Annotated in this window: 25 protein-coding genes; 14 read left to right on the top strand and 11 right to left on the bottom strand. The window is 68.9% G+C overall.

The window, feature by feature from the left end; genetic code table 11:
• Positions 1 to 41: 41 nt before the first annotated feature.
• Positions 42 to 1,331 (top strand): MFS transporter, encoded by a 1,290-nt coding sequence (locus WKR98_RS25595; RefSeq protein WP_124688792.1) that lies wholly within the window; start codon positions 42 to 44, stop codon positions 1,329 to 1,331.
• Between the two features lie 132 nt (positions 1,332 to 1,463).
• Positions 1,464 to 1,982, top strand: coding sequence for a hypothetical protein (locus WKR98_RS25590; protein WP_161567755.1), 519 nt, complete (start codon positions 1,464 to 1,466; stop codon positions 1,980 to 1,982).
• Positions 1,983 to 2,124: 142 nt separating this feature from the next.
• On the opposite strand, the gene WKR98_RS25585 is transcribed toward WKR98_RS25590, so the two are convergent.
• Genes WKR98_RS25585 through WKR98_RS25560 form a run of 6 tightly spaced genes read right to left on the bottom strand, consistent with a single transcriptional unit; the run spans position 2,125 to position 8,161 of the window.
• The gene (locus WKR98_RS25585; protein WP_124688793.1) at positions 2,125 to 3,576 is read right to left on the bottom strand and encodes an aldehyde dehydrogenase; all 1,452 of its coding nucleotides are present in this window, start codon (positions 3,574 to 3,576) and stop codon (positions 2,125 to 2,127) included.
• A 46-nt stretch (positions 3,577 to 3,622) separates the two neighbouring features.
• Positions 3,623 to 4,339, bottom strand: a complete 717-nt coding sequence (locus tag WKR98_RS25580; protein ID WP_124688794.1) for an ABC transporter ATP-binding protein — start codon at positions 4,337 to 4,339, stop codon at positions 3,623 to 3,625.
• The gene (locus tag WKR98_RS25575; protein WP_341435023.1) at positions 4,332 to 5,057 is read right to left on the bottom strand and encodes an ABC transporter ATP-binding protein; all 726 of its coding nucleotides are present in this window, start codon (positions 5,055 to 5,057) and stop codon (positions 4,332 to 4,334) included. Before WKR98_RS25575 ends, WKR98_RS25580 begins: the two co-directional genes overlap by 8 nt.
• Positions 5,054 to 6,001 (bottom strand): branched-chain amino acid ABC transporter permease, encoded by a 948-nt coding sequence (locus WKR98_RS25570; protein ID WP_341435022.1) that lies wholly within the window; start codon positions 5,999 to 6,001, stop codon positions 5,054 to 5,056. The genes WKR98_RS25575 and WKR98_RS25570 overlap by 4 nt, the downstream gene beginning before the upstream one ends.
• The gene (locus WKR98_RS25565) at positions 5,998 to 6,870 is read right to left on the bottom strand and encodes a branched-chain amino acid ABC transporter permease (protein WP_124688797.1); all 873 of its coding nucleotides are present in this window, start codon (positions 6,868 to 6,870) and stop codon (positions 5,998 to 6,000) included. The genes WKR98_RS25570 and WKR98_RS25565 overlap by 4 nt, the downstream gene beginning before the upstream one ends.
• A gap of 58 nt (positions 6,871 to 6,928) precedes the next feature.
• Positions 6,929 to 8,161: an amino acid ABC transporter substrate-binding protein gene (locus WKR98_RS25560; RefSeq protein WP_124688798.1), complete on the bottom strand. Its 1,233-nt coding sequence runs from the start codon at positions 8,159 to 8,161 to the stop codon at positions 6,929 to 6,931.
• 151 nt (positions 8,162 to 8,312) lie between these two features.
• Here WKR98_RS25560 and WKR98_RS25555 point away from each other — a divergent pair, with 151 nt between their 5' ends.
• Both WKR98_RS25555 and WKR98_RS25550 read left to right on the top strand, forming a co-directional pair.
• Positions 8,313 to 9,239 carry an AraC family transcriptional regulator gene (locus WKR98_RS25555; protein ID WP_124688799.1) on the top strand — a complete coding sequence of 309 codons (927 nt, stop codon included), beginning with the start codon at positions 8,313 to 8,315 and terminating at the stop codon, positions 9,237 to 9,239.
• Between the two features lie 93 nt (positions 9,240 to 9,332).
• Entirely contained in the window at positions 9,333 to 9,686 is a 354-nt protein-coding gene (locus WKR98_RS25550) for a hypothetical protein (protein WP_341435021.1), read from the top strand.
• Here WKR98_RS25550 and WKR98_RS25545 read toward each other — a convergent pair.
• The gene (locus WKR98_RS25545) at positions 9,674 to 10,651 is read right to left on the bottom strand and encodes a threo-3-hydroxy-L-aspartate ammonia-lyase (RefSeq protein ID WP_341435020.1); all 978 of its coding nucleotides are present in this window, start codon (positions 10,649 to 10,651) and stop codon (positions 9,674 to 9,676) included. The two genes, WKR98_RS25550 and WKR98_RS25545, sit on opposite strands and share 13 nt — an antisense overlap.
• 396 nt (positions 10,652 to 11,047) lie before the next feature.
• On the opposite strand from WKR98_RS25545, the gene WKR98_RS25540 reads away from it, so the two are divergent.
• From WKR98_RS25540 to WKR98_RS25530, 3 genes are all read left to right on the top strand, one after another.
• The gene (locus tag WKR98_RS25540; protein ID WP_124688802.1) at positions 11,048 to 11,770 is read left to right on the top strand and encodes a TerC family protein; all 723 of its coding nucleotides are present in this window, start codon (positions 11,048 to 11,050) and stop codon (positions 11,768 to 11,770) included.
• A 173-nt stretch (positions 11,771 to 11,943) separates the two neighbouring features.
• Positions 11,944 to 13,659, top strand: coding sequence for a sulfatase-like hydrolase/transferase (locus WKR98_RS25535; protein WP_124688803.1), 1,716 nt, complete (start codon positions 11,944 to 11,946; stop codon positions 13,657 to 13,659).
• Between the two features lie 24 nt (positions 13,660 to 13,683).
• Positions 13,684 to 15,078, top strand: a complete 1,395-nt coding sequence (locus WKR98_RS25530; RefSeq protein ID WP_124688804.1) for an MFS transporter — start codon at positions 13,684 to 13,686, stop codon at positions 15,076 to 15,078.
• Between the two features lie 29 nt (positions 15,079 to 15,107).
• Here the strand turns inward: WKR98_RS25530 and WKR98_RS25525 are convergent, their stop codons facing one another.
• Positions 15,108 to 16,016 (bottom strand): recombination-associated protein RdgC, encoded by a 909-nt coding sequence (locus tag WKR98_RS25525; RefSeq protein WP_124688805.1) that lies wholly within the window; start codon positions 16,014 to 16,016, stop codon positions 15,108 to 15,110.
• A 51-nt stretch (positions 16,017 to 16,067) separates the two neighbouring features.
• Positions 16,068 to 17,531, bottom strand: coding sequence for a multidrug transporter subunit MdtD (gene mdtD / locus WKR98_RS25520; RefSeq protein WP_445936162.1), 1,464 nt, complete (start codon positions 17,529 to 17,531; stop codon positions 16,068 to 16,070).
• A 101-nt stretch (positions 17,532 to 17,632) separates the two neighbouring features.
• Between mdtD and WKR98_RS25515 the strand changes: the two genes are divergently transcribed.
• From WKR98_RS25515 to WKR98_RS25490, 6 genes are all read left to right on the top strand, one after another.
• Positions 17,633 to 17,848: a dodecin gene (locus WKR98_RS25515; RefSeq protein ID WP_124688807.1), complete on the top strand. Its 216-nt coding sequence runs from the start codon at positions 17,633 to 17,635 to the stop codon at positions 17,846 to 17,848.
• Positions 17,849 to 17,989: 141 nt separating this feature from the next.
• Positions 17,990 to 18,628 carry a PepSY-associated TM helix domain-containing protein gene (locus tag WKR98_RS25510; protein ID WP_124688808.1) on the top strand — a complete coding sequence of 213 codons (639 nt, stop codon included), beginning with the start codon at positions 17,990 to 17,992 and terminating at the stop codon, positions 18,626 to 18,628.
• Positions 18,629 to 18,641: 13 nt separating this feature from the next.
• The gene (locus tag WKR98_RS25505; protein ID WP_124688809.1) at positions 18,642 to 19,154 is read left to right on the top strand and encodes a DUF2271 domain-containing protein; all 513 of its coding nucleotides are present in this window, start codon (positions 18,642 to 18,644) and stop codon (positions 19,152 to 19,154) included.
• A 51-nt stretch (positions 19,155 to 19,205) separates the two neighbouring features.
• The gene (locus WKR98_RS25500) at positions 19,206 to 20,009 is read left to right on the top strand and encodes a DUF4198 domain-containing protein (RefSeq protein ID WP_445936167.1); all 804 of its coding nucleotides are present in this window, start codon (positions 19,206 to 19,208) and stop codon (positions 20,007 to 20,009) included.
• Positions 20,010 to 20,163: 154 nt separating this feature from the next.
• Positions 20,164 to 21,162: an FAD:protein FMN transferase gene (locus WKR98_RS25495; protein WP_341435017.1), complete on the top strand. Its 999-nt coding sequence runs from the start codon at positions 20,164 to 20,166 to the stop codon at positions 21,160 to 21,162.
• Positions 21,159 to 22,772: a sulfite reductase subunit alpha gene (locus tag WKR98_RS25490; RefSeq protein ID WP_341435016.1), complete on the top strand. Its 1,614-nt coding sequence runs from the start codon at positions 21,159 to 21,161 to the stop codon at positions 22,770 to 22,772. Before WKR98_RS25495 ends, WKR98_RS25490 begins: the two co-directional genes overlap by 4 nt.
• Here WKR98_RS25490 and WKR98_RS25485 read toward each other — a convergent pair whose 3' ends face one another.
• Positions 22,773 to 24,188: an MFS transporter gene (locus WKR98_RS25485; protein WP_341435015.1), complete on the bottom strand. Its 1,416-nt coding sequence runs from the start codon at positions 24,186 to 24,188 to the stop codon at positions 22,773 to 22,775.
• A gap of 140 nt (positions 24,189 to 24,328) precedes the next feature.
• Here WKR98_RS25485 and WKR98_RS25480 point away from each other — a divergent pair, with 140 nt between their 5' ends.
• On the top strand, positions 24,329 to 25,519 hold the full coding sequence (locus WKR98_RS25480) for an MFS transporter (RefSeq protein ID WP_341435014.1): 1,191 nt from the start codon (positions 24,329 to 24,331) through the stop codon (positions 25,517 to 25,519).
• 21 nt (positions 25,520 to 25,540) lie between these two features.
• On the opposite strand, the gene WKR98_RS25475 is transcribed toward WKR98_RS25480, so the two are convergent.
• Positions 25,541 to 25,939 (bottom strand): ankyrin repeat domain-containing protein, encoded by a 399-nt coding sequence (locus WKR98_RS25475; RefSeq protein WP_341435013.1) that lies wholly within the window; start codon positions 25,937 to 25,939, stop codon positions 25,541 to 25,543.
• Positions 25,940 to 26,007: the final 68 nt, after the last annotated feature.

The following is a 26,007-nucleotide window of genomic DNA, read 5'->3' as shown; positions in this document are numbered from 1 at the left end:
CCCGGTGTAGCCGGGACGCGCATCAGCCAGGAGATCGCTTCGTGCAAGCAAGGCATTCCCCGCCGACCCGGATCGCATTGCCGGTCGGCTTCATCGTCGTGCTGGGCATGCTGGCCGGCCTGCCGCCCCTGTCCATCGACATCAGCCTGCCGGGGCTGCCCGCCATCGGCGCCGAACTCGGCGCCACCGACTCGCAGATGCAGGCGACGCTGGGCGCGTTCATGCTGACCTTCGGGTTCGGCCAACTGGCCTGGGGACCCTTGTCCGATCGCCACGGACGCCTGCGCGTCATCCTGCTCGGCCTGGCCGTGTACGTGGTGGCGGCCATCGCCTGCACGCTGGCCGCGGACGGCGCGGCGCTGATCGGCTGGCGGGCGGTCCAGGGCTTCGGCGCATCGGCCGCGTCGGTGGCCGGCATCGCGCTGGTCCGTGACGTCTTTCCCCAACCGCAGCAGCGCGCCACCATCCAATCCTTCATCGTCGCGGTGCTGAGCCTGGCGCCCATCGTCGCGCCGCTGATCGGCGCGTTCGTCATCCATGCGGTCGGTTGGCGCGGACTGTTCGCGGTGCTGGCGGGGGCGGGGCTGCTGCTGGCGGTCATCGTCGCGATCCGATTGCGGGCGGGCCGCCTGCGCGCGCTTCGGGGCGTGCAGCCCGCCGATCCCGAGTCCGAAGGCCCCGGGTCCGGTACCGATCAACCATCGCAGGAAAGCGCCGAGCGTCCGGCGGGGTATCGCGGCTTTCTCGCGCTGCCCCATGCGCGGGCCCTGTCGTGCGCGCTGGGTGTCGTGTTCTGCGGCATGTTCGTCTTCATCAGCGGATCGCCTTTCGTGCTGATCGACGGCATGGGCGTATCCAGTTCGGTCTATGCGATCGCGTTCGCGCTGGCCTCGGGCGCGGTGCTGGCGGGATCGCTGGCGACCGCGCGTCTTTCGCAGCGGGGCGTGCCGCCCCAGCGGGTGCTGTACGCGGGCGTGCGCGGCGCGGCCTGCGCCGGCGTGGCCGCGCTCGCGGTCGGACTCGCGCTGCGCGGCGCGCACGGGCAATGGTGGGAGATCGCCCTCTTCGTCGTGGCGATGGCGGCCAGTCTTTTCTTCGGCGGCTTCATCATGCCGACCATCTTCGCGCTGGGATTGCAGGACGCCGGAGCCATGGCGGGCGTGGGCGCCGCGGTGCTGGGCGCATCGCAGATGCTGGGCGGCGCGCTGGGCAGCACGGCGGTGGGCGCGTTGCCGGTCGCGCCCATCGTCGCGGTGGGAACGCTAGCCGCGCTGTGCGGCGTGGCGATATGGATCATCGCTCGCGTGACGTTCGGCCGCACGCCGTCGTGACGATCATGCACGATGCGATGACGTGACAGGGCGCGTGGCGCCGAAGCAAAAAAAATCGTCGCCGGTGTCTAAAAGGGTTGACATTGCTTTGAGCACCATTAACACTTCGGGCCTCGACTTTTAGAGATTGATATGGTTAAGAAATCGCAACCCGTTAAGGCAGCTGCCAAGCCGGCAGCCAAGAAGCCGGCCGCGAAGGTCGCCAAGAAAGCTGCTCCGGCCAAGTCGGCCGGCGTGCTGGCGAAGCTCGAAGCCGCCGCCGTGCGTCTGGGCGATGCCGCCAAGAAGGCGCTCGAGCGTTCGGAGAAGGCCCGCAAGGAAGCCGCTCAGCGCGTGAGCCTTTACGAGAAGGCCGTCAAGGCCGCCGTGAAGGAAGCCAAGGCTGTCGTGGCCGCAGGCGACAAGAAGCCTGCTGCCAAGAAAGCCAAGGCCGCGACGAAGGCCGCCGCTCCGGCCAAGAAGGCTGCTGCCAAGCCCGCCGCCAAGGCTGCCAAGCCCGCGGTGAAGCCGGCCGCCAAGCCCGCCGCCAAGCCGGCTGCCAAGCCTGCCGCGAAGAAGCCCGCCGCCAAGCGCGTGGCGAAGAAGGCCGTTGCTCCGGTTGCCGCTCCGGCCGCCGCCGAACAGCAGGCCGCTTCGGCTCCCGCCGCCTGACAGGCTGCTGGATGAAAAATGCCGCCCCTCGGGGCGGCATTTTTTTTGCCGCCGGGCCGCCCCAAGGCAAAAAACGCCCACTCGGGGGGCAGCGCCGCCGCGTAGCGGCAAGCGTGGGGGCATTTCTTGCCTGGAAACTGCGTCAGAACGGATAGTGCCGCGGCGTGGTCTGGACGGTGATCCACCGCAACTCGGTGAATTCGTGGATGCCGGCCTTGCCGCCGAAGCGGCCATAGCCGCTGGCCTTGACGCCGCCGAACGGCATCTGCGCCTCGTCGTGCACGGTGGGGCCGTTGATGTGGCAGATGCCGCTCTCGATGCGCTTGGCCACTTCCATCGCCCGCGCGATGTCTCGGCTGAACACGGCCGACGATAGTCCGTACTCGCTGTCGTTGGCCACGCGTATGGCTTCCTCGGTACCGCTGACGCGGACGATGCACACCACCGGGCCGAAGGATTCCTCGCTGTAGATTTCCATCGCCGGGGTCACCTTGTCGAGCACGGTGGCCGCCATGATGTTGCCCTCGATGCTGCCGCCGGCAATGAGTTTGGCGCCCTTGGACACCGCGTCGTCGATCAGGCGCCGGATGCGCTGGATGGCCTCAGGCGTCACGACGGCGCCCAGTACGACGTCGTCGCGGCGCGGGTCGCCCGCGGGCAGCGAGGCGGCCTTGGCGGCGAACCTGGCGGCGAAGGCATCGGCGATGGCGTCGTCCACGACCAGTCGTTCGGTGGACATGCAGATCTGGCCCTGGTTCATGAAGGCGCCGAAGGCCGCCGCGCCGACCGCGGCATCGAGGTCGGCGTCGTCGAGCACCAGCAGCGGCGCCTTGCCTCCCAGTTCCAGCAGGACCGGTTTCAGGTGGCGGGCGGCACTCTGGGCGATGATGCGGCCGACGCGGGTCGAGCCGGTGAAGTTGACCCGGCGGATCGCCGGATGGGCGATCAGCGCCTCGACCACCGCGGGCGCGTCGTCCGGAGCGTTGGCGACGACGTTGACGGCGCCGGCCGGCAGGCCGGCGTCGCACAGAGTCCGGGCGATCAGGTGATGCGTGGCGGGGCAGAGTTCGGACACCTTGAAGACGACGGTGTTGCCGCAGGCCAGCGGCATGGCGATCGAGCGCGCGCCGAGGATGATGGGCGCGTTCCAGGGGGCGATGCCCAGCACCACGCCCACCGGCTGGCGCACGGCCATGGCCAGGCTGCCCGGCACGTCGGAGGGGATGACCTCGCCGGCGATCTGCGTCGTCATGGCGGCGGCCTCGCGCAGGATGCCGGCGGCGAGGTGCGCGTTGAATCCGGCCCAGCCGCGCGTGGCGCCGGTTTCGGCGATCATGCGGGCGATGAATTCCGGCGTGCGCTCGTCCAGCAGGTCGGCAGCGCGGTTCAGCAGACGCCGCCGCTCGTTCGGGCCCAGGGCGGCCCAGGCGGGAAAGGCGGCCGCGGCGGCATCGGCGGCGGCGCGGGCATCGGCCACCGTGGCTGCCGCCGCGCGCGTGCTGTCGGCGCCGGTGACCGGGTCGCGCCGCACGAACGTGGCACCGCCCGTGGCGTCGCGGTCTTCGTTGTCGATCAGGAGCTTGATGTCGAACATGGATAGGACTCCAGTAATGGCGGCCCCGCGGCCGCCTTGATTCGTGTCAGGCGGTTGCCAAGCCGAGGTAGGCTTTCTGCACGGCCGGATCGTTCATCAGGGCGCCGGCTTCGCCTTCGCCGGCAATCGCGCCGTTCTCGATCAGGTAGCCGCGCTGCGCGATCGCCAGGCTCAGCCGGGCATTCTGCTCCACCAGCAGGATGCCGACTCCGTCCTGCCGGATGGCGGCCAGGGATTTGAACAGCTCGGCGCTCATCAGGGGCGACAGCCCCAGCGACGGTTCGTCCAGCAGCAGGATCTCCGGCCGCGACATCAGCGCCCGGCCGATGGCGACCATCTGCTGTTCGCCGCCGCTCATGGTACGGGCGGTCTGACCCAGGCGTTCCCCCAGACGGGGGAACAGGGTCAGCACGCGCTCCAGCGTGGTGGCCTCGCTTTCCCGGGCACGGCGCGCATAGGCTCCCAGCCGCAGGTTCTCGCGCACGGTGAGTTCGCCGAAGATGCCCCGACCCTCGGGGACCAGGGCGATGCCCAGCTCGACGATGCGGTGGGCCGGCGTCGCGGCGATGTCCTGCCCCGACAGGCGCACGACGGCCTGGCCGTCGTGCGGGACAAGGCCGGCGACGGCCTTGAGCAGCGTGCTCTTGCCGGCGCCGTTCGCGCCCAGCATGACGACGATCTCGCCCGGCCCGACCGACAGCGCGACCTTGCGCAGCGCCGTATGCTTGCCGTAGGCGACCGACAGGTTGGCGACTTCAAGCACTGGCGTCTCCCAGGTAGGCGCGGATCACTTCCGGATCCGACAGGACGGCGGCGGGCGTGCCCTCGGCGATCTTGGCGCCGGCGTTCATCACGACGCAGCGGTCGCACAGCGAGTGCACGGCGTCCATGACGTGCTCGACCAGGATGATGCTGATGCCTTCGTCCTTGAGCGAGCGGACCAGCGCGATGCCTTCGAGCAGTTCGGACGGGTTCAGGCCGGCCAGCCATTCATCCAGCAACAGCAGGCGTGGCGACAGGGCCAGGGCGCGCGCCAGTTCCAGCCGTTTCTGGTCGATGTAGGTCAGCTCGCCGGCCAGCGTCCGGGCATGGCGCGCCAGGCCGACGCGCGCCAGCAGTTCGCCGGCCCTTGTCGCGGCCCGCGCGCCCCACGCCGGTTCGCGCGAGAAGGCCAGGCCCGCCACCACGTTCTCGGTCGCGTCCATGTCGGCCAGCACCCGTACCAGCTGGAAGGTCCGCGCGACGCCCGCATGCGCCACCTTGTGGGGCGCCTTGCCGGCGATGGGGCGGCCCGCGAGTTCGATGTCTCCGGCATCCGGGGCCAGCGCGCCCGAGATCAGGTTCATGACCGTGGTCTTGCCCGAGCCGTTCGGCCCCAGCAGGCCGACGATCTCGCCGGCCTCGACCGAGAAGCTCAGGTCGTTGACCGCGGTCAGGCCACCGAAGGTTTTCCGCAAGAGGGAGATGCGCAGGCTGTTCATGACGCCTCCTTGGCGGCGGGAGACGCCGGCCGGTCGGCCTTGCGCAGCCGCCGGGCGAGGCCGACGACGCCGTTGGGCAGCAGGTAGACGATGATCATGAAGACGGCGCCGAGCAGGATGCTGTAGTGGTTGGGGAAGTTCGCGCCCAGGTATTCGAACAGCAGCGCGAGCGGGACGACGCCCAGCAGCGGGCCGTACAGCCGCTGCACGCCGCCCAGCAGCGCCATGATCAGCACCTGGAAGGACATGACGGGATTGAACGCGATGGCCGGGTCGATGTAGGTCCAGCGCGGCGCCATGATCGCGCCCGACAGCGTCATGAACACGGCGCTGAGCGCGAACAGCAGCACCTTGGCGCGGGTGGTGTCGATGCCGCAGTGGCGGGCCACCGTTTCGTCCGCGCCGATGATGCGCAGCGCGAAGCCCAGGCGGGAGCGGCCCAGCAGCAGGGTGGCCAGGAACAGGACCGCGCCCAGCGCCAGCAACTGCCAGTAGATCTGTTCCTGGCTGATGTCCAGGAATACATAGCGGCCGATGGAATTCGACACGTTCACCTCGTACCAGGTGACCAACTGGCGGATCAACTCGGTCAGCCCGAAGGTGAAGATGACGAAATAGACCCCGGCCAGCCTGAGCGTGGACAGGCCGACCACGATGGCGACCACCAGCCCGACCAGGGCGGCCGCCGCCAGCACGGCCGGCCAGGGCAGGGCCTCGCCCAGGACCGCCACGGTATAGGCGCCGATGCCGAAGAAGGCGACCGTGGCCAGGGACACATAGCGGGTGGGGCCCGAGAACATCGCCCAGGCGGTGGCCAGCACGGCGTAGTTGAGGATGTTGATGGCCAGCGACAGGCCGTAGCCGTCGGCCACCAGGGGCACGCCGGCCAGCACCGCCAGCATGGCGGCGCTCACGATCAGGGGAATGCGCAGCGGGGCGTTCATCGCGCGGCCCTCCCGAACAGGCCGGTGGGACGCACCAGCAGCACCAGCAGGAACACGCCGTAGGTCACGGCGATCGTCAGTCCCGGGTCGACGTAGGTGGCGATGAAGGATTCCGCCAGGCCCAGCAGCAGGCCCGCGACCAGCGCGCCCAGGACGTTACCCACGCCGCCCATGATGATCACGATCAGCGCCTTCATGGTGAAGATCACGCCCATGTTGGCGTTGAAGGTCAGGAACATGCTGACCAGCACGCCGCCGCCGGCCGCCAGCGCGCCACCGGCGGCGAAGGCCAGGGCCGAGGCCCAGCGCACGTCGATGGCGACCAGGCGCGCGGCCACCGGGTCCACCGCCACCGCGCGGATGGCGGTGCCCAGGCGGGTGCGGGTCAGCGCCAGGTAGAAGCCGATGCCGAACACCGCGGCGAAGCCCAGGGCCAGCAGCCGGTTCAGGGCCAGCACGGAATCCAGGATGCGGACGGGTTCGTTCAGGTAGGAATAGCTGTAGTAGTTGCCGCCGAAGGTGACCTGCATCACGCCCTGCACGATGAACAGCAGGCCGAAGGTGGCCAGGATGCTGTCCACCTCCAGCGCGGCGCGCGTGCGGGTGCGCTTGACCAGCGGCGTCAGCAGGAAGCGGTAGACCAGCCAGTTCAGGGCGAAGGCGATGGGGACAATCAGCAGCAGTCCCCACAGGGGCGTGACGTGGAGACCGGTCATCAGCAGGTAGGCGCAGAAGGCCGCGGCGACGAGAAATTCGCCATAGGCCAGATTCATGATGCGCGAGACGCCGTACTGCAGGGTGAGCCCCATGGCGACGAGCGCGTACATGCCTCCCAGCGTGATGCCGGAGAAGAGTGCATCGATGAACATACGGGATTCCTGTCGCGCGCCGTCCGGCGCCATGCGGCCGGGCGGCGCGGGTTGAGGGTCAGCGCGAGGCGGCGCCGGCCTGCCAGGCGGACTTGGGGAAGACCAGCTTGGCGGCGCCGGCGTGGCTGGCCGGTTCGATGCCGACGAACTCGCCGTTCTGCCATTGCCCCAGCGTCAGCATGTTGGGCACCATGTGGTTCTTCAGGTTGATGCGGCCCAGGATGGTGTCGAACTCCTCGTTCGCGATCTTGGCCGACACGGCCTTGCGGTCCAGCGTCCCGGCTTTCTCGATGGCCTGTTGCAGCACCTGCAGCCCGGCATAGGTGACCAGGCTGGCCCAGCGGTCCGGCTCGGCGCCGGTCACTTCCTTGTGGCGCTGGATGTAGGCCTTGACCGCGGGGCTGCTGGCGTCGATGCCGCCCAGGCTGGCCACGCCCTCGACGTTCGCGCCGAAGCGGTTCTTGTACAACGGGAAGGCGGTGCCCACGCCGGTGTAGAACACCTTGGGATTGAAGCCCAGCACTCGCGCCTGGTCCGTGATGGCCATGGTGTCGGGCGGATAGCTGAACGCGATGAAGACGTCGGGGTTCAGCTTCTTGGCCTCGTTCACGATGGGCGCCAGGTCCTGCGTGCCCACCGGATAGGTCTTGGCGTAGGCCAGCTTGAAGCCCGCCTTCTGGAACGCGGCGCGCGCCGCGGTGGCCAGCTCGATGCCGAAGCCGTCGGCGATGGAGACCATGGCGATGGCGTCGCCGATCTTGCCCGCCTTGCGCAGGCCGGCCAGCTGGTCGACCAGGGCTTCGGCGTATTGCGAGCCGGTGCCCAGCAGCCAGTAGCTGTTGGGCCAGCGCTTGGCGAATTCGGGCGCGCGTTCGGTAACGGCCGAGCCCGCCAGCAGCGGGTAGCCGTAGCGGTGGAAGGTGGGGGCGACGGCCAGGTTCATCGCGGTCGACCACGGAGGCAGCAGGAAGTCGACCTTGTCCTGGGTGATGAGGCGCTCGACCGCGCGCACGGCGTCTTCCGAACTGGAGCGGTCGTCGTATTCGACGACCTTGATGGGCAGGCGCTTGGCGCCAACCTTCAGGCCGCCCGCCTGGTTGACCTCATGGACCCAGAGCTTGTAGTTGGGAATGGTCGTGATGCCCGCGCCGCCCGCGTTCACGCCGGTCTTGGAGATGGCGTAGCCGATGGTGACGGCGTCCTGGGCGTGGGCCGGCAGGGCGAGCGAGAACGCCGACAGGGCGGTGGCCGCGCCCAGCAGGCGCAGCGATTTCAGGGGCGAGGTGAGCATGGTGTGTCTCCCGGTAATTTTGTAACAATCGCGGAGTTTTGTTGTAGCGACGTACAAATTCTGGCCAGAGGGCCCCGCCGTGTAAAGTTGCAGGCATTGATGAAATCGGACGAATACTTGCACTTTTCCGCCCGCCTTACCGAGGACCCGCATGGTGGCTTATCCGCATTCCCTACCCGACGTGCACCCGGACATCGGCGAGACGCCGCTGGCCACGCTGATGGAAAGCGAATCCATGGCGCCCGCGCTGGCGGCGCGCGAATGGGTGATCGACGCCGCGCGCCGGCAGGGGCGCAGCCACGCCTTGCTGCTGACGGCGGGCAAGGGCGTCGCCACGCTGCGCCACGGGCAGCTCGCGCTGCGCGCGCCGTGCCTGGCCTGGCTGCCACCCGGCATGGCGCAGTCCATACGCCTGGAGGCCGGCGGCGCCGGCTACATGCTGTCGGCCGCCGAGGAACTGGTGTCGCGCGCCTCGGCCGCCAGCCAGCACGCGGCGGCCTTGCGCAACGTGGCCGACCGCCTGCTGCATATCGGGCCGGACGAGATGGCGGCGGGGCGGGACATGCTGCGCCCCGTGTTCGAGGCGGTCAGCCATGAATTGCGCCAGGCGGCCAAGGGCGCGGCCGGCATCGCCGTCGCCTATCTTTCCATCGTCCTGACGCATCTCTGGCGCATGAGCGACATCGATCCCGAGGCGCCCACCGGGGACCGGCCCGGCTCCGTCGTGTTCCAGCGTTTCCTGCGTGTCGTGGAGATGCACTTCCGCGAGCACTGGCCCATTTCCCGCTACGCCCGCACCCTGGGCGTGACCGAACGCCGGCTGCACGCCGCGTCCATGCGCAGCGCCGGCTGCGGCCCGCTGGCCGTGGTGCACGAGCGCCTGTTGCAGGAAGCCCGGGTACGCCTGCAGCAGTCGCCGCTGCCCGTGGCCCAGGTCGCCTACGGCCTGGGGTTCCGCGACACCGCGCACTTCAACCGCTTCTTCAAGCGCCACATGGGCGTTCCCCCCGGCAGCTACCGCCGCCGGGTGCTCGAGGAAGCCGGCCGCGAGGACCTGACTTACTCGGCCTGGCCGTAGCGGTCTCCCCTACCGGCAAAGCCGGATCCACCGCATCCTGGGAGAAGATCCAAACGCTATACTTTTTCCCGTCTAGCCTTGGGTGTGAATGTCGTGAAGGTTTTCGTCGGTCGGGATTTGTCGTGGGGAGCGCTGGCCGGGGCGCTGGGACTGATGTTCCTCGTGTCCAGCGCGCTGCGCGGGCCGTTGCCCGAAGGGCCGTTCAGCGAACGGCTGCCGGTGCTGGCGCAGTATGCCGGCTCGTTCCTGGCGGCGGCGCTGATGGGGGGCTTCATCGTGCTGGTCATGTGGGGCTTCCGGCGCTTGCGCTCGCAGCCCTACGAGACGCCCCGGCGCGACCTCGCGCTTGCGATCCTGCTGATGGCCATCGTGACGTTCCGCCCCGCGCACGCCGAGGCGGCCGCGCCGGTTGCCCCGGCCATCGGCATGGCGCACTACGCGCCGTAGGCGGCGCGCCCCTTGGCCAGGTAGGGCGCCAGCGCGAACAGGTCGACGTTGCCGCCCGAGACGATGATGCCCACGCGCTTGCCGCGCGCATCGACCTTGCCGGACAGCAGCGCGGCCGCGCCCAGAGCGCCGGTGGGTTCGAGCACGAACTTCATCCGCTCCATCAGGAAGAACATCGCGCGCAGCAGTTCGTCGTCGGTCACTGTCAGCATGTCGTGGACGTGGGACTGGATGAGCGGGAAGGTGTACCGGCCCGCCGACTGCGTGCGCGCGCCGTCGGCAATGGTATCGGGGTTGTCGACCGATTGCAGCGTGCCGCTGTGGAACGACCGGGTGACGTCGTCGCCGGCGGCCGGCTCCACGCCCATGACCCGGATGCCGGGGGCGCAGGCGTTGGCCGCGATGGCGGATCCCGACAGCAATCCGCCGCCGCCGCACGGCACCAGCAGGTAGTCCAGCGGCCCGGTCTCGCGCAGCAGCTCCAGCGCGGCGGTGCCCTGGCCGGCGATGACGTCCGGATGATCGAAGGGCGGGATGGTGGTCAGCCCTTCGCGGTCGGCCAGTTCGGCCGCGATGTCCTCGCGCCGCTGCGTGGCGCGGTCGTACAGCACCACGCGGGCGCCATAGCCGCGCGTGGCTTCGAGCTTGACCTGGGGCGCGTCCGACGGCATGACGATGGTGGCCGGTATGCCCAGCAGCCGGCCCGCCAGCGCGACGGCCTGGGCATGGTTGCCGGACGAATAGGCCACCACGCCGCGCCGGCGCGCATCATCCGCCAGCCGGGCCAGCGCGTGATAGGCGCCGCGGAACTTGAAGGCGCCCATGCGCTGGAAGTTCTCGCACTTGAAGAAGACCGAGGCCCCGGTGCGGGCGTCGACGGTATGCGAGGTCAGCACGGGCGTGCGGTGGGCGTGGCCGGCAAGCAGCGCGGCGGCCGCTTCGATGGCGGGAAAGGCGACGGACATGGGATTTTCCACCTGGATGCCGGCCGGAGTCGGCCGAGAAGCCAAGCATATACGAAGCGGATGGCCCGGGGGCGCGGCTTGCCGGGGCCCGGGCGGTCCCGTTTTCGGCATTTTCTTGGGGTATCCCCCGATGTTGACGCGAAGCCGAACCCCGGGCGAAAATGCCGGCTGACATGTCTATGGCATGTTCCTCCAAAGGGGAGTAGTTCGAGAGCCCAACAGGCTCTTTCGTACGATCGTCAATACGTGGAAGTCCGCTTCCTCCGGTCGTGCGGATCACCGCCCGGTGATTGAACAAGACCTTTGCAGCCTGGCCTCAGGTCCTGCATGGGTACTCCCGTCCCCCAGTGATTCCTGTTGCCAGCAGAGGCCGTCAACTTCTCTGGAGAACCACTCGTGGAATGGCTTTCGGCTTTCGCCGCAGAAATTTTCACCACCCAATTCCTGTTCGCGCTCGCGTCCATCGTCGTCATCGACATCGTGCTGGCGGGCGACAACGCCATCGTCATCGCGCTGGCCGCGCGCAACCTGCCTCCCGCCTTGCAGAAAAAGGCCATCGTCTGGGGCACGGTCGGCGCCATCGTCGTCCGTACGCTGATGACGCTGGCCGTGGTCTGGCTGCTCAAGATTCCCGGCCTCATGCTGGTGGGCGGCCTGGCGCTGCTGTGGATCGCGTACCGGCTGCTGACCGCCGAAGAGGACGAGCACGGCAGCGGCTCGGTCAACACCAGCTTCGTCGCCGCCATCAAGACCATCGTGATCGCCGACGCGGTCATGGGCGTGGACAACGTGCTGGCGGTGGCCGGCGCGGCGCACGGCAGTTTCCTGCTGGTGGTGCTGGGCCTGCTGATCAGCGTGCCCATCATGGTCTGGGGCAGCCGCCTCATCCTGCGCCTGATGGAACGCTATCCGGCCATCATCTACATCGGCGCCGGCGTGCTGGTCGTGACCGCGGCCAAGATGGTGATGGGCGAGCCCCTGGTCAAGCCCTGGTTCCAGGCCCACGCGTGGGTGCAGTGGCTGGTCTACCCGCTGGCGCTGGTTGCCATCTTGGGCGGTGCCCGCATGGTGGTCAACAATCGCGGCAAGGACAGCCAGCCCGAATCCAACGCGGCATAAGGCCGGCACCCCGGCCGGCGCGAGGGGAATTCCCCCTCTCGCGGCAGGGGTGAACTGAGTTAAGCTTGCGGTTTTCCCGGGGTGGGTCTACCGCTCGCAGCAGAACGGCGCCCGGTTACGGCTGGACGCCGTTTTTCACGTAGGAAGGCCGCGGGCCGCTTGATCGAGTGCGAATGACGACGACTGACTTGACCCTGACGCTCCGGCCCGGGATGTGGAACTGGCGGCACCTTGCCCTGCGGGGAGCGCTGGTCCTGCTGACCACGTCGCTGCTGATGCTGGACGACTGGATCCAGCAATGGTTCACGGTCGCCAACCAGGCCGATTTCGAACTGAACTATTTCGCGGCGCTGCTGGCCTTCAACCTGGGACTGTGGCTGTCGGGCAGCCGGGTGTTCGTGACCTGCATCCTGGTGCTGCTGGGCGGCATGGAACTGGTCCAGCTCAGCCATATTTCCTACGCCGGCCGGCCGCTCGATCCCGTCGTGCTGGCCAGCCTGTTTTCCGAGTTCGGAGACGTCCGGGAAGTGGCGCTGGCCGATTTCCGCGACCATGTCCACGTGCTGTTCGCGGTGCTGATCCCGTATCTGGCCGCATGGTGGCTGTTCATGACCTGCATGCGGTCCGACGTCCGGCGCTGGCAGCGCGCGCTGGGGGTGATGCTGGTGGCCGCGGGCCTGCTGTCCAAGCCTTACCGCGCCACCTACCGCGATCTCAATTCCTTCCTGCCGGGCCCCACCCGCAGCGGCCTGCACAACTCGCTCAACACCTTCAGCTTCTTCCTGGTGCACAACGTCCTGCGCGGATCGCTCCACGCGGCGCCGGCTCCGGTGGCGGCCGCGACCCGGCCCGAGGTCGTGCCATTCCCCTCGGATGCGCAGCACGTGTGGTTGTTCGTGGCCGATTCGCTGCGCAGTGAGCACCTGGGCATCATGGGCTACGAGCGGGATACGACGCCCAACCTGGCGCGGCGCATGGAGCAGGGGCTGGTCGCGCGCCATGGGGTGGCGGCAGCCGTCTCCACGGCGGCCAGCATGCCGCTGATCATGAACGCCGTGCGCGAGCCCGGCCAGCTGGACCAGATCCGGGGCCTGTCCACGAACCTGTTCAAGTTCGCCAAGGAGGCGGGCTTCACGACCTACTGGATCTCGTCCCAGGAGTCCAAGCTGCTCAACGACGTGGGCAGCCGCTACGTCGACGTGTCCATCACGCGCGAGGACGAGCCCGCCCGCTTCCGCAGGCAGGGCGACGAGGCGATCCTGTCGCTGCTGCGGGAGCAGGTGTGGCCGAAGAAGACTTTCGTCGTGGTCCTGCTGCGCTCGACGCATGCTCCCTACGAGGCCAACTATGCGCATGCGCGGGACCGCTATGCGCACTGGCCGGACAGCCATGACCAGCCACGCGCGGTGCGCCAGCGCAACGCCTACGACAATTCCGTGCTGTATCTCGATGCGTTGCTGGACCGCATGCTGGACGAATTCGACCAGTTGCCGGGCCAGCGCCACCTGGTGATCACCGGCGACCATGGGCAGCTGCTGGGCACGCGGGGCATGTGGGGGCACAACGTGATCGAGCCCGAAGTGGCCGATGTCCCGGTGCTGTCCTGGAGCCGCGAGGCGCCCGAGTCCGTGTCCGAATCCATGCGGCAGGCGGGCTGGATCAGCCATTTCGAAATGTCGCGCTGGCTGGCGAACCGGCTGGGGCGCGATGTCCGTTCGCCGTCGGCCATCGATGGCGTGTACTACGTGCAGGGCAAGAACCTGTACGGGGCCAACACCTTCCGCGAAGTGCACGAAGGCGCCTCGCTGGAATTCTCCGACGTTCTGCCCGTGGGCCACAGCCTGCCGGTCCGCCCTTACAATCCGGTCCGCTCGCTGGTCGCACGTTGAGTGCGCGCGTCTACGGACCTACGCATGCCTTCCTCCCAGGAAACGTCTTCTCCCTTCGAACTCATGACCGGCCGCAACGCGCTGCGGTCGCTGGCGCTGGCCGGTGGCGTGGCGCTCCACGCCATCAACGTCTACGTCGTCACCACCATCATGCCCACCATCGTGCACAGCATCGGTGGGCTGGCCTACTACGCCTGGAGCACGACGCTGTTCGTGGTGGCGTCCATCCTGGGTTCGGCCCTGTCCTACCGGCTGATCGACCGGATGGGGCCGCGCCGCGCCTATCTGGGCGCGCTGGCGCTGTTCTGCCTGGGATCGCTGATCTGCGCCACCGCGCCGGCCATGTGGTGGCTGCTTGCCGGGCGGACCGTACAGGGGCTCGCCGGCGGCGTGCTGCTGGCCTTGTCGTACGCGCTGATCAGAATGGTGTACGAATCGCGCCTGTGGCCGCGCGCGCTGGCTTTCGTCTCGGCGATGTGGGGCGTGGCGACGCTGTCGGGGCCGGCCCTGGGCGGGCTGTTCGCCTCGCTGGGGTGGTGGCGGCCGGCCTTCCTGTCGCTGCTGCCGGTGGCCGCCGCGCTGGCGGCTATCGTCTATAGGCTGGTGCCGGCCACCGCGCCCGCCTCGTCGTCGGCGGCGGCGGGCGTGCCCTGGGGCAAGCTGGCGCTGCTGGCGTGCTCGGTGATGGTGGTGTCGGTGGGCAGCCTCTCGCATGAACTGGCCTGGAACGCCGCGGGCGTGGCGGTGGGGCTGGCGCTGGTGGCGTGGATGGGGCGGCTGGACGTGAAGGCCTCGTCGCGGCTGATGCCCACGGGCGCCTATTCGACCCGCACGGTGCTGGGCGCCTGCTACCTGACGATGGCGATGCTGATCATCGGCCTGACCAGCGAGATCTTCGTCCCGTATTTCCTGCAGACCCTGCACGGCCAGACGCCGCTCGTGGCGGGCTACCTGACGGCGGTCATGGCGGGCGGCTGGACGCTGGCCTCGCTGATGTTCTCGGGACGCACCGGCGCGGCCGTCGTGCGCCTGGTCCGTGGCGGGCCCGTGGTGACCACGGTGGGCCTGGCCGCCCTGGCCGTGCTGGTGCCGCAGGGCGAATCGGGCGACGTGGCGTTCGCCGCGCTGTGCCTGGCGCTGGCCGGGGTGGGCTTTGGCATAGGCATGTGCTGGTCGCACCTGGTCACGCGGGTGTTCCGCTCGGCGCCCCCGGGCCAGGAGAATCTGGCGTCGGGCGCGGTGACCACCCTGCAACTCTACGCGATCGCGCTGGGATCGGCCGTGGCCGGCATGGTGGCCAATGCCGCCGGCCTGGCCGACCCGGGTGGCATCGAAGGCGCCCGCACCGCGGCCGCCTGGCTGTTCGGCCTGTTCGCGCTGGCGCCGGCCCTGGCGGCCTGGAGCGCCCCACGCTCGTAGGGCGGCGCGGCGCGCCGCCCCGGCGGCCGTCAGCGCATCGTCGGGGCCTCGCCCCCCAGGGCGTCGACCACGTCGGCGATCAGCTTGGCCAGTTCGCCGGACATCAGCGTGAAATCGGCGTCGAAGCGCTCGGCGTCGTTCTGCGCCAGGGCGTCGGCGTTTTCCTTGAGCACATCCAGCGGCGCGATGCGCTTGATGGCCAGCGATTCGCTCAGCACGAACGAGATGCGGTCGGCCCAGGTCATCGCGAGGCGGGTGCACTGCTTGCCGGCCTCGATGTGGCGGCGCACGTCCTCGGCTTCGATGGATTGCCGCACGTAGCGCACCGTGGCCCGGCCTTCGCCGGTGGAGCGCAGTTCGGTGTCCTGGTCGATCGTGAAGTTGGCGGGGGCTTCGCCGCCGGCCAGCCATTCCGTCATGGCGGCCGCGGGCGAGGTCTGCACGTGCAGGTTGGCCAGCGGGAACTTGTCGATGGCCCGGTTCAGGAGCTGCAGCAGTTCGTCGCAGCGCGCCGCCGAGGAGGCGTCGATGCACAGCCAGCCGTTGCGCGTGTCTATCCACGCGCGGGTGTCGCGCAGGATGCTGAAGGCGCGCGGCAGCAGCGTTTCCTTGACGTTTTCCTTGATCTCCTTCATCTGCTTGCGGCCGGGCTTGAAGCCTTGCTGCTCTTCGATTTCCTGGGCCTTGGCCTTGGCCACCTGGTTGATGACGGTGGTCGGAAGCAGTTTCTTCTCGGTGCGCAGCGTGATCAGCAACTGGCCGTTCACGCCGTGGGCCAGCAGGCTGCCGTTCTCGAGCGGGGGCGCCCATCCCTGCGTCTGCAGTTCCAGGCTGGAGCCGGGGCCGAAGACCTGGGGCCTGAGCAGTTCATCGAGCCCCTCGGCGGTCATGGGCCAGGGGGCGGGAAGGCGATAGATCTGTAGATTCTTGAACCACATGGCGGGCCGCGCAAAAGGGTCGATTCTATACGACGCGGCCGTCGCCCTTCGTTACCCCAGGTCCAGCGAGTCATCCTTCTTGGATTCGCGCGGCACGTCGGGCGACAGTTGCCAGAAGATCCATGCCGATGCGGCCGTGAGCAGGCCGATGCAGATGAAGGTGGCGTGGAAGGCCGCCAGCGCGTCCTGGGGGGCGCCGTGGTCCACGAAGTGGCTGAAGGCCGAGAGGATGCCGCCGGCCACCGTCACGCTCAGGCTGATCGCCAGCATCTGCATCATGGACAGGATGCTGTTGCCGCTGCTGGCGCCTTGTTGCCCCAGGTCCTTCAGCGTCAGCGTGTTCATGGCGGTGAACTGTAGCGAGTTCACCGCACCGAAGAAGGCCATCAGCACCACCTGGGCCCAGACCGGATGCGAGGCGTCGACCAGCGAGAACGAGGCGATGGTCAGGCCGACCAGCACCGTGTTGACCACCAGGACGTGGCGATAGCCGTAGCGGGTGATCAGCGAGGTCGCCAGGCGCTTGCTGAGCATGCCGGCCGCAGCCACGGGCAGCATCATCAGGCCCGAGTGCGTGGGCGAATAGCCCAGGCTGACCTGCAGCAGCAGCGGCAGCAGGAAGGGCATGCCGCTGCTGCCCAGCCGCGCGAACAGGTTGCCCAGCAGGCCTATCGTGAACGTGTGGATGCGGAACAGGGCGGGCGAGAACAGCGGGGCGGCCTGCCTGCCCGCGCGCAGCCAGTAGGTGACGATGCTGATCAGGCCGAACACCAGCATGAGCACGACGGTGGCGTGTCCCGTGGCGCGGCCCGAGAACCCGTCCAGCGACAGCGAGATGGCCGCCATGCCGAAGGCCAGCAGGCCGTAGCCCACGCCGTCGAAGGCGGCCCGTTGCGTCTCGCGCTTGTCGATCATGAAGGTGCGCGTGGCGATTGCGCCCGCCACGCCGACCGGAATGTTGATCAGGAACACCCAGTGCCAGGAGAACTGCTCGGACAGCCAGCCGCCCAACACGGGGCCGATCATGGGGCCGACCATGGCCGGTATGGCGACGAAGCTCAGCGCGGGCAGCAGCCGCTCCTGGGGGAAGCTGCGCAGGATGACCAGCCGGCCGACCGGCATCAGCATCGCGCCGCCGGCCCCCTGGACCACGCGGGAGGCGACGAGCTGGCTCAGGTCCTGGGAGACCGCGCACAGCACCGAGCCCAGCGTGAACAGGACGATGGCCGAGAAATACACCTTGCGCGTGCCGAAGCGGTCGGCCAGCCAGCCCGAGGCGGGTATCAGCACGGCCATGGTAAGCGCGTAGGAAATCACTACCGACTGCATGCGCAGCGGGCTCTCGCCCAGGCTGGCCGCCATCGCCGGCAGCGCCGTGTTGACGATGGTGGTGTCCAGCGTCTGCATGAAGAGACCGATGGCGACGAGCCAAAGGGTGATGTTCAGCGTTTTTCTGTGGTCCACGGTCGGCGGGCAGGGGGGCGGCGGGCGGTGCCATAGGATAGCTTGATTCATGTCCGCAGCTTGGACTAAGGTGGTCTGGCCGGCTTGCGGCGCCGCCACGGCGCCGGGCATGGCCTTTGCTGGCCGGCACCCCAGGCAACCAGGAGACGACGATGTCGGAACACGTGTACAAGCAGCTCGAATTGGTCGGGTCCTCGACGAAGTCCAGCGACGACGCGATCCGCAACGCGATCGATCGCGCGGCCCTGACGATGCGCCATCTGGCGTGGTTCGAGGTCACCCAGGTGCGGGGCCACATCGAGGACGGCAAGATCGCGCACTGGCAGGTGGCCCTGAAGGTGGGCGTGCGCCTGGAAGACTCGAAGTAAGTCCCGCGGCAAGGGCGGCGGCGGGGGGACGCCGCGCCCGCGCCTGGAGGGCGCGCCGGGCGGGCGCTGGCTACAGTGCTTGAGAATTGTTATCATTATTGATCTTAATCATCTCAAGCATGCAGTGCCGCGCACCGTCGTATGGACAAACAGTCGGATCGCTTCCTGGAGCAGAAGCGTCGCTCATTCTGGTTGAAGCATCTGCATCAATGGCACTGGATCAGCTCGGCGATCTGTCTCGTCGGCATGCTGCTGTTCGCCGCCACGGGCATCACGCTCAATCACGCCTCCCAGATCGAAGCCCATCCCCGCGTCGTTTCCAGAGAAGCGCAGGTGCCGGCTGAACTGGCTCGCGCGCTGGCTCCGGAAGGCGGGGCCGACAAGGCGCCGCTGCCGGCCGCGCTGCGGCAATGGCTGGAAGCCCAGTTGTCGATCGCGATCGGCGACCAGGTGGCCGAATGGTCGCCCGACGAGATCTACGTTTCCCTGCCGCGACCGGGCGGCGATGCCTGGCTGAGTGTCGAGCTGCCCGACGGCGCGGTGAAGTACGAGAGCACCGACCGCGGGTGGATCTCGTATTTCAACGACCTGCACAAGGGCCGCAACACCGGCGAGGCCTGGAAGTGGTTCCTGGACGTCTTCGCGGTCGCCTGCCTGGTGTTCTGCGTGACCGGCTTCTTCCTGCTGCAGATCCATTCCCGCAACCGGCCCGTCACCTGGCCCATGGTGGCGCTGGGCGTCGCCGTGCCGCTGTTCCTGGCATTCGTATTCATTCATTGAAGAGGTTCTGGCTATGCGTACATTGATCCCGGTGGCCGTCACCGGCCTGATGGTCGGGCAGGCCCAGGCCGCCGACCTGTCGGTAAGGATCGAGATCCCCCGGCTGAACGTGGCCGAGTACCACCGTCCGTACGTGGCGGTGTGGGTGGAGGGGCCGGATCAGAAGGTGGCCACCAACCTGGCCGTCTGGTACGACGTCAAGCTCAAGAACGACGAAGGTACGAAGTGGCTCAAGGACATGCGCCAGTGGTGGCGCCGCAGCGGCCGCGAGCTGACCATGCCCGCCGACGGCATCAGCGGTGCCACGCGGCCCGTGGGCGAGCATCAACTGGTGTTCAGCGACGGCAAGGCACCCCTGGGCAAGCTGGCCGAAGGCAAGTACGAACTGGTGGTCGAGGCCGCGCGCGAGGTCGGTGGCCGCGAATTGCTGCGCATCCCGTTCCAGTGGCCGCCTCGGGCGCCCGAGAAGGGCGAGGCGCGTGGCCAGCACGAGCTGGGCCGCGTCGCGCTGGAAACCAAACCCTGATTCCCTGGCAACTCTTTCCTAGCAACCCCTTCCGAGGAAAAGAACATGAAGATGTCTCTCAAATGGGCCGCGCTGGCCCTGGCGTTCAGCCTGCCCCTGTCGGCACAGGCGCACCGCATGTGGATGCTGCCCTCGGCCACGGTCATGTCGGGCGCGGATCCCTGGGTGACGGTGGACGCCGCGGTGTCCAACGATCTCTTCTACTTCGAGCATTTCCCGCTGCAACTGAACAACCTGTCGGTGACCGCTCCCGACGGCGCCGCCGCCAAGGCCGAGAACCAGTCCACGGGACGTTATCGCAGCACCTTCGATGTGCACCTGACCCAGACCGGCACCTACAAGATGGCGGTGGTCAACAACGGTGTGTTCGCGTCGTACAAGGAAAACGGCAAGAACAAGCGCTGGCGCGGCACGGCGGAGAAATTCGCGCAAGAGGTGCCGGCCGACGCGCAGGACCTGCGGGTCACGCAGTCCAACAGCCGCCTGGAGACCTTCGTGACCGTGGGCAAGCCGACCGAGACGGTGCTCAAGCCCACCGGCGGGGGGCTGGAACTGGCTCCCATCACCCATCCGAACGATTTGTTCGCCAAGGAAGAGGCCAGCTTCCGGCTGTTGCTGGACGGCAAGCCCGCGGCCGGCATCGAGGTATCCATCGTGCCGGGCGGGATCCGCTACCGCGACCAGCTGCATGAAATGAAGACGCGCACCGATGCCGACGGCAAATTCACGGTGACCTGGCCCGAGCCCGGCATGTACTGGCTGGAAGCCGAGACCAAGGACGACAAGACCACCTTCGACAAGGCGAAGGAGCGCCGCTCGACCTACATCGCGACGTTCGAGGTTTTGCCTGAATAGAATGCCCCCCCCTACGCCCTGCGGGCGCCCCCCAGGGGGCGATGCGGGTGGACCGGCGGAGCCGGATCCACCGCATCCTGGGTCTGGTGCCGCTGTCTGCCAGTCCGCCGGTTTCGCCCCCTGGGGGGCGCCCGCAGGGCGCAGGGAGGGGCGAGTGCTCGTTCCCTTGGCGGTGTCGGAGCAGGCGCGGCGGGGGTATGGGGGCGAGGCCCGGGTGGTGGGTATGGGCGGGCCGACGATGGGGACGAGTTGGGCGGTCAGGCTGGTCGATGACGGCGGGGTGCCGCCGGACCTGGAAGAGCGGGTGCGGGCGACGCTGGATGGGATCGTCGACCAGATGAGCAACTGGCGGGACGATACGGACCTGAGTCGTTTCAATGCCGCGCCGGCGGGTAGCTGGCACGCCTTGCCGGATGACTTGTTCGTGGTGCTGGAGCAGGCCCTGAGCGTGGCCCGCGAAAGCGGAGGTGCCTACGATCCGACCGTGGGGCCTTTGGTCGATCTTTGGGGGTTCGGGCCGCAAGGACCGTGCGCCCGGCCGTCGGCGGACGAGGTCCAGGCCGTGCGCGGGCGGGTGGGCTGGGACCGGATCGAGCTGGACGTGGCGGGCCGCCGGGCGCGGCAGCCGGGCGGGGCCTATGTGGACCTGTCCGGCATCGCCAAGGGGTATGCGGTCGATGCCGTGGCCCGATGCCTGCGGCGCGCCGGCGTGGCCGGCTATCTGGTGGAGATAGGCGGCGAACTGGTCGGGCACGGCGTGAAGCCGGACGGCACGCCCTGGTGGGTCGAGCTGGATCGGGCCTGGGACACGGCGGGCGTATCGTCCGTGCCGCCCACGCTGGTGGCCCTGGAGGGCCTGGCGATCGCCACCTCGGGAGACTATCGGCGCCACGTCTCCGATGGCCAGGGCATGTACAGCCATACTCTGGACCCGCGCACGGGCGCGCCCATCGGCAACGGCGTCGTCTCGGTCACGGTGCTGCACCCCGAGTGCATGGCGGCCGACGCGCTGGCGACGGCGCTGACGGTGATGGGGCCGGACGAGGGGCTGCGCTGGGCGTCGCGTCGCGGGCTGGCGGCGCAGTTCGTGCAGCGCACGGCCCAGGGATACCAGGAAACGATGACGCCCAATTTCGCGGCGATGATGGAATGAACGACAAATCTCGCGCGGTATCCGCGCGCCCCGCGGGCGTGGCCGTGCTGGTGCTGCTGGTCGCGCTGGTCCTGGTGGCCGCCGCCGTGCTGCCGCTCTCGCCGACGGCATACCGGACGGTGACGGGAGCGCTGGTGGTTGCCTGCTATCTGGCGTTCTGCCTGTGGGTAGCCTTGGCAAGGCGCGCCGAGGCGGCACCGTCCGGCGGTGCGATCGCGGCCGATGCGCTGCTGGTGGCCTATGCCAGCCAGACCGGTTTTGCCGAGCAGATCGCGCGGCGCAGCGCGCAGGCGCTCCAGGCGGCGGGGCTGCCCGTGTACCTGGCCAGCCTGGCGGAGATGGGCGGTTCGGCCCTGCAGCGCTTTCGCAAGGCCTTGTTCGTGGTCAGCACCACGGGCGAGGGCGACGCCCCCGACAGCGTCGCCGGCTTCGCGCGCAAGACGCTGGCCGGCGACCTGGCCCTGACCGGCCTGAGCTACGGCGTGCTGGCCCTGGGCGACAGCAGCTACCAGCGCTATTGCGCCTTCGGCCAGTCGCTGGCGAACTGGCTGCACCGGCAGGGCGCCGAGCCCTTGTTCGATCCCGTGCTGGTGGACGACGGCGACGAGGGGGCGCTGCGCCACTGGCAGCACTATCTGAACGTGTTGGGGGCGAGCGCGGAAATGGAAGACTGGGCGGCGCCCAGCTACCAGCCCTGGACGCTGGCCGAGCGCCGCCTGCTGAACGACGGCAGCCCCGGCGATCCCGCGTATCACCTGGCCCTGGTGGCGGCCACTCCGTCGCCAGGGGACTGGGAGGCCGGCGACATCGCCGAGATCGGACCGCGCAATGCCCCCGACGAGGTCGCGTCGCTGCTGGCGGCGCTGGGCCTGGACGGCGCCATGCAGGTGGACGGCACGCAATCGCTGGGCGATGCGCTGGCGGCCCGGGTGCTGCCCCACGACCAGGCCGGGCGCGCCGCGCTGCGTGGCCTGCCGGTTCCGGCGTTGCTGGAGGCGCTGGCGCGCGTCCCTCATCGTGAATACTCGATCGCTTCGCTGCCGGCCGACGGCCGCCTGGAACTCCTGGTGCGGCAGATGCGTTATCCCGACGGCCGGCTGGGCCTGGGGTCGGGATGGCTGACCCGGCACGTCCGGCAGGGCGGACAGGTGGACGTACGGCTGCGGCGCAACAGCGGCTTCCATCCGCCCCCGCCCGAGCGGCCAATGATCCTGATCGGCAACGGTACCGGCATGGCGGGCCTGCGTGCGCACCTGAAGGCGCGCGCCGCGGCGGGCGCGCCTCGCAACTGGCTGCTGTTCGGGGAACGTACGCCCGAGCACGATTTCTTCCATCGCGGCGAGATCGAGGCCTGGCGCGAGCGGGGCGTGCTCGAACGGCTGGACCTGGCGTTCTCGCGCACGGCGGGCTGGCCGCGCTACGTGCAGGACTGCCTGCCCGCCGCGGCCGCCGACCTGCGGGCCTGGGTGGACGACGGCGCCGCGATCTACGTCTGCGGCAGCCTGCAGGGCATGGCGGCGGGGGTCGCCGCCGAACTCGAACGCATCCTGGGCCGCGACCGTCTGGACGAGCTGGCCGGACAGGGCCGTTATCGGCGCGACGTGTACTGATCAGGCGGCATCGCCGCTGCGCCGGTGCCCGCTGACCTCGGCGCCGGCGTCGCGCCGCAGCCGCACGAAGCTCAGCAGGCTGCTCAGGGCCAGCAGGCCCACGACCAGGAAGGTGATGCGGAAATCCGTGACGTCGTAGGTCGCGCCGCCGGTGTCGCGCGCGGCGGCTGTCAGGTGCAGCACCACGGCCCCGACCGCGATACCCAGGCCCATGGACATCTGCTGGGTGGTGCTGAACAGGGTATTGGCGCTGCTCATCTGCGGGTGAGGAACTTCGGCGAAGGCCATGGAGGTCAGGCCGGTGAACTGCATCGAGCGGGTCAGGCCGCACACCAGCATGATCGCCACGACCAGCGGTATGGGCGTGTCGGGAGACAGCACGGCGCACAGCGCGATGGATGCGCCCGCCAGCGCGCCGTTGAAGACCAGCACGTTGCGGAATCCGAAGCGGCGCAGCGCCTGCGTCGTGCCCAGCTTCATGCCCAGGTTGCCCAGCATGCTGGCCAGGTACAGCATCCCGGCCTCGAAGGCGTTCAGGCCGAAACCCACCTGGAACAGCAGCGGCAGCAGAAAGGGCATGGCGCTGATCGCCGTGCGGGCGATCGTGCCGCCGATCATGACGGTGCGGAACGACGGCACGGCCATGATCGTGGGATCGATCAGCGGATGAGAATGGCGGCGCAGGTGCGCGGCCAGCGCCACGCCCAGCGCGATGCTGGCGGCGACGAGCAGGGCGCCCAGCTGCCACCGTCCGCCGTAGCCCAGCAGTTCGACCCCGACCATCAGGAAACTGAGCGCCAGGCCGCTCAGGACGAAGCCCGCCACGTCCAGCGGCCGCCGCGGCTGCGGGGCAGATTCGGGAATGTAGGCGCGGATCAGGAAGATGCCGGCCACGCCCAGGGGTACGTTCAAGAGGAAGATCCACTGCCAGCTCAGGTAGGTGGCCAGGAAACCACCCAGCGGCGGACCGATCACCGGCGCGATCAGGCCCGGCCAGACGATGAAGGCCATGGCCCGGACCAGGTCCTCCTTGCCGGTGTTGCGCAGCACCGCCAATCGCCCCACCGGCACCATCATCGCGCCCGCCATGCCCTGGAACACCCGGGCGGCGGTGAACTGCGCGACGCTGGTGCTGAGCGCGCACAGGATGGAGGCCAGCGTGAAGGCGGCGACCGCCCAGGCGAAGACGCGGCGGGTGCCGAGCCGGTCCGCGACCCAGCCGCTGATGGGGATGAACACGGCCAGGGTCACCAGGTAGGACGTCATGCCTATGCTGAGGTTGACCGGGTTGGTGCCGAAGGTGGCGGCCATCTGCGGCAGCGCGGTCGCGATCACCGTCCCGTCCAGCGTTTCCATGAAGAAGGCGGCGGCGACGATGAGCCAGATGACGTGGGGTTTGGCGGTGGAGGCGGTCATGGGGCGGCGCATGGGGTGAGGCCGAGTCGGGCCCGGGCAGTATATGCCGCGCGCCTCGATATTGGCCGGGACCGCATGGCAGGTTGTCCAAATAACCTAGAATCATAAAAACATCGAATCAGGAACGCCCGCGTACGAGCATGAATGCATTGACCGAGAAGGATGTGCGCCGCAATGCGCTGGTGCTCAGTTGTGCGCAGTCGCTGGGCGGGGCCAACCCCGCCATCGTCATTTCGCTGGGCGGGCTGGTGGGGCAGATGCTGGCCACCGACAAGTCGCTGGCGACGCTGCCCGTGAGCCTCTACAACCTCGGCCTGGCGCTGGGGACGATCCCGGCGGCCATGCTGATGCGCAGGCTGGGGCGCCGTGCCGCCTACATGCTGGGCGCGGTGATCGGCGGCGTGGCCGGGTTGCTGGCGGCCTACAGCATCACCACCGGCATGTTCGCGCTGTTCTGCGTCGCCACCGCCATCGCCGGCACCTACGGGTCGTGCGTGCAGAGCTATCGCTTCGGGGCGACCGACGGGGCCGACGCCAATTTCAAGGCGCGGGCGATTTCCTGGGTCATGGTGGGCGGGCTGGTGGGCGCGGTCATCGGGCCCCAGACCGTGATCTGGACGCGCGATGCGATCGGCGGCATCCCCTTCGCCGGCAGCTTCCTCGGGCAGGCCGTGCTGGCGCTGGCGGCGCTGCCGGTGCTGCTCCTGCTGCGCGGATCGGTGCGTCCCGCGGCCGAGCAGGGCGGTGGGCGGCCGCTGCGCGAGATCGCGTCCTCGAGCCGCTTCGTGGTGGCGGTGGTCGCCGGCATCGTCTCGTACGGGATGATGAGTTTCGTCATGACGGCGGCGCCCATCGCGATGGTGGCGTGCGGCCACACGGTGGGCGAGGCCGCGCTGGGCATCCAGTGGCACGTGCTGGCGATGTATGGGCCGAGCTTCGTCACCGGCAGGCTGATCACGCGCTTCGGCAAGGAGTGGGTGACGATGGCCGGCTTGCTGCTCATGGCGGTGTCCGGCGCGGTCGCGCTGCATGGCCTGAGCGTGGGGCACTTCTGGCTGTCGCTGGTGTTCCTGGGCGTGGGCTGGAACTTCGGTTTCATCGGCGCCACCGCCATGGTCACCGACTGCTACCGGCCCGAAGAGCGCACCAAGGTGCAGGCCCTGAACGACTTCCTGGTGTTCGGCTCGGTGGCCATCGCGTCGTTCTCGTCGGGCCGGCTGCTCAACGCCTCGGGATGGGAAACCATCAATTGGCTGCTGTATCCGGCCGTGGCGATCGTGCTGATACCCCTGCTATGGCAGGCGGGCCGCACGCGTCGCGCGGCCGCCTGACACCGGCGTTCCGTCCCGGATTCAATTAGGGCGGCCGAACAGTTCGGCCCGCCCGAACATGTTCGCGGTTTCCCGCGCCGACGGCGAGCCCAGGTCGGGATTGGCGCCACCGTCGAGCAGCGCCCGCACCACTTCTTCTTCTCCCTTGAACACGGCCCCCGCCAGCGGGCTCTGTCCCCGGTCGTTGACGCGGTTGGGATCGCCGCCGTGTTCCAGCAGTGCCCGGACAGTGGCGGCATGGCCGTGGTAGGCGGCCAGCATGATGAGGCTGTCTCCCTTCTGGTTGGTCAGGTCCGCCGGCGCGCCGGCCGCGAGGTAGGCGGCCAGCGTTTCCGTTTCGCCCTCGCGGGCGAGATCGAACAGCTTGCTGGCCAGGGCCAGCACGGCATCGTTGGGCTGGTAGGAATCGCTAGGGCTCATGGTGTTTCTCTTTTGGTGATCAAAGGCTTCCACGCGGCGCGTGGGAAGAATGTCGTTACAAACCCGGC

The organism is Pigmentiphaga sp. YJ18, from assembly GCF_038066655.1.
In the GTDB taxonomy this organism is placed as follows: domain Bacteria; phylum Pseudomonadota; class Gammaproteobacteria; order Burkholderiales; family Burkholderiaceae_B; genus Pigmentiphaga.
This window is presented reverse-complemented; position numbering and strand designations above follow the sequence as displayed.

Excerpts from the sequence above, each read along its gene's own strand:
- WKR98_RS25525 (WP_124688805.1), bottom strand. The coding sequence starts at position 16,016 with ATGTGGTTCAAGAATCTACAGATCTATCGCCTTCCCGCCCCCTGGCCC.
- WKR98_RS25585 (WP_124688793.1), bottom strand. The coding sequence starts at position 3,576 with ATGTTCGACATCAAGCTCCTGATCGACAACGAAGACCGCGACGCCACG.
- WKR98_RS25545 (WP_341435020.1), bottom strand. The coding sequence starts at position 10,651 with ATGTCCGTCGCCTTTCCCGCCATCGAAGCGGCCGCCGCGCTGCTTGCC.
- WKR98_RS25475 (WP_341435013.1), bottom strand. The coding sequence starts at position 25,939 with ATGAGCCCTAGCGATTCCTACCAGCCCAACGATGCCGTGCTGGCCCTG.
- WKR98_RS25590 (WP_161567755.1), top strand. The coding sequence starts at position 1,464 with ATGGTTAAGAAATCGCAACCCGTTAAGGCAGCTGCCAAGCCGGCAGCC.
- mdtD (WP_445936162.1), bottom strand. The coding sequence starts at position 17,531 with ATGAATCAAGCTATCCTATGGCACCGCCCGCCGCCCCCCTGCCCGCCG.
- WKR98_RS25505 (WP_124688809.1), top strand. The coding sequence starts at position 18,642 with ATGCGTACATTGATCCCGGTGGCCGTCACCGGCCTGATGGTCGGGCAG.
- WKR98_RS25480 (WP_341435014.1), top strand. The coding sequence starts at position 24,329 with ATGAATGCATTGACCGAGAAGGATGTGCGCCGCAATGCGCTGGTGCTC.
- WKR98_RS25490 (WP_341435016.1), top strand. The coding sequence starts at position 21,159 with ATGAACGACAAATCTCGCGCGGTATCCGCGCGCCCCGCGGGCGTGGCC.
- WKR98_RS25515 (WP_124688807.1), top strand. The coding sequence starts at position 17,633 with ATGTCGGAACACGTGTACAAGCAGCTCGAATTGGTCGGGTCCTCGACG.
- WKR98_RS25510 (WP_124688808.1), top strand. The coding sequence starts at position 17,990 with ATGGACAAACAGTCGGATCGCTTCCTGGAGCAGAAGCGTCGCTCATTC.
- WKR98_RS25530 (WP_124688804.1), top strand. The coding sequence starts at position 13,684 with ATGCCTTCCTCCCAGGAAACGTCTTCTCCCTTCGAACTCATGACCGGC.
- WKR98_RS25570 (WP_341435022.1), bottom strand. The coding sequence starts at position 6,001 with ATGAACGCCCCGCTGCGCATTCCCCTGATCGTGAGCGCCGCCATGCTG.
- WKR98_RS25535 (WP_124688803.1), top strand. The coding sequence starts at position 11,944 with ATGACGACGACTGACTTGACCCTGACGCTCCGGCCCGGGATGTGGAAC.
- WKR98_RS25500 (WP_445936167.1), top strand. The coding sequence starts at position 19,206 with ATGTCTCTCAAATGGGCCGCGCTGGCCCTGGCGTTCAGCCTGCCCCTG.
- WKR98_RS25575 (WP_341435023.1), bottom strand. The coding sequence starts at position 5,057 with ATGAACAGCCTGCGCATCTCCCTCTTGCGGAAAACCTTCGGTGGCCTG.
- WKR98_RS25560 (WP_124688798.1), bottom strand. The coding sequence starts at position 8,161 with ATGCTCACCTCGCCCCTGAAATCGCTGCGCCTGCTGGGCGCGGCCACC.
- WKR98_RS25555 (WP_124688799.1), top strand. The coding sequence starts at position 8,313 with ATGGTGGCTTATCCGCATTCCCTACCCGACGTGCACCCGGACATCGGC.
- WKR98_RS25485 (WP_341435015.1), bottom strand. The coding sequence starts at position 24,188 with ATGACCGCCTCCACCGCCAAACCCCACGTCATCTGGCTCATCGTCGCC.
- WKR98_RS25565 (WP_124688797.1), bottom strand. The coding sequence starts at position 6,870 with ATGTTCATCGATGCACTCTTCTCCGGCATCACGCTGGGAGGCATGTAC.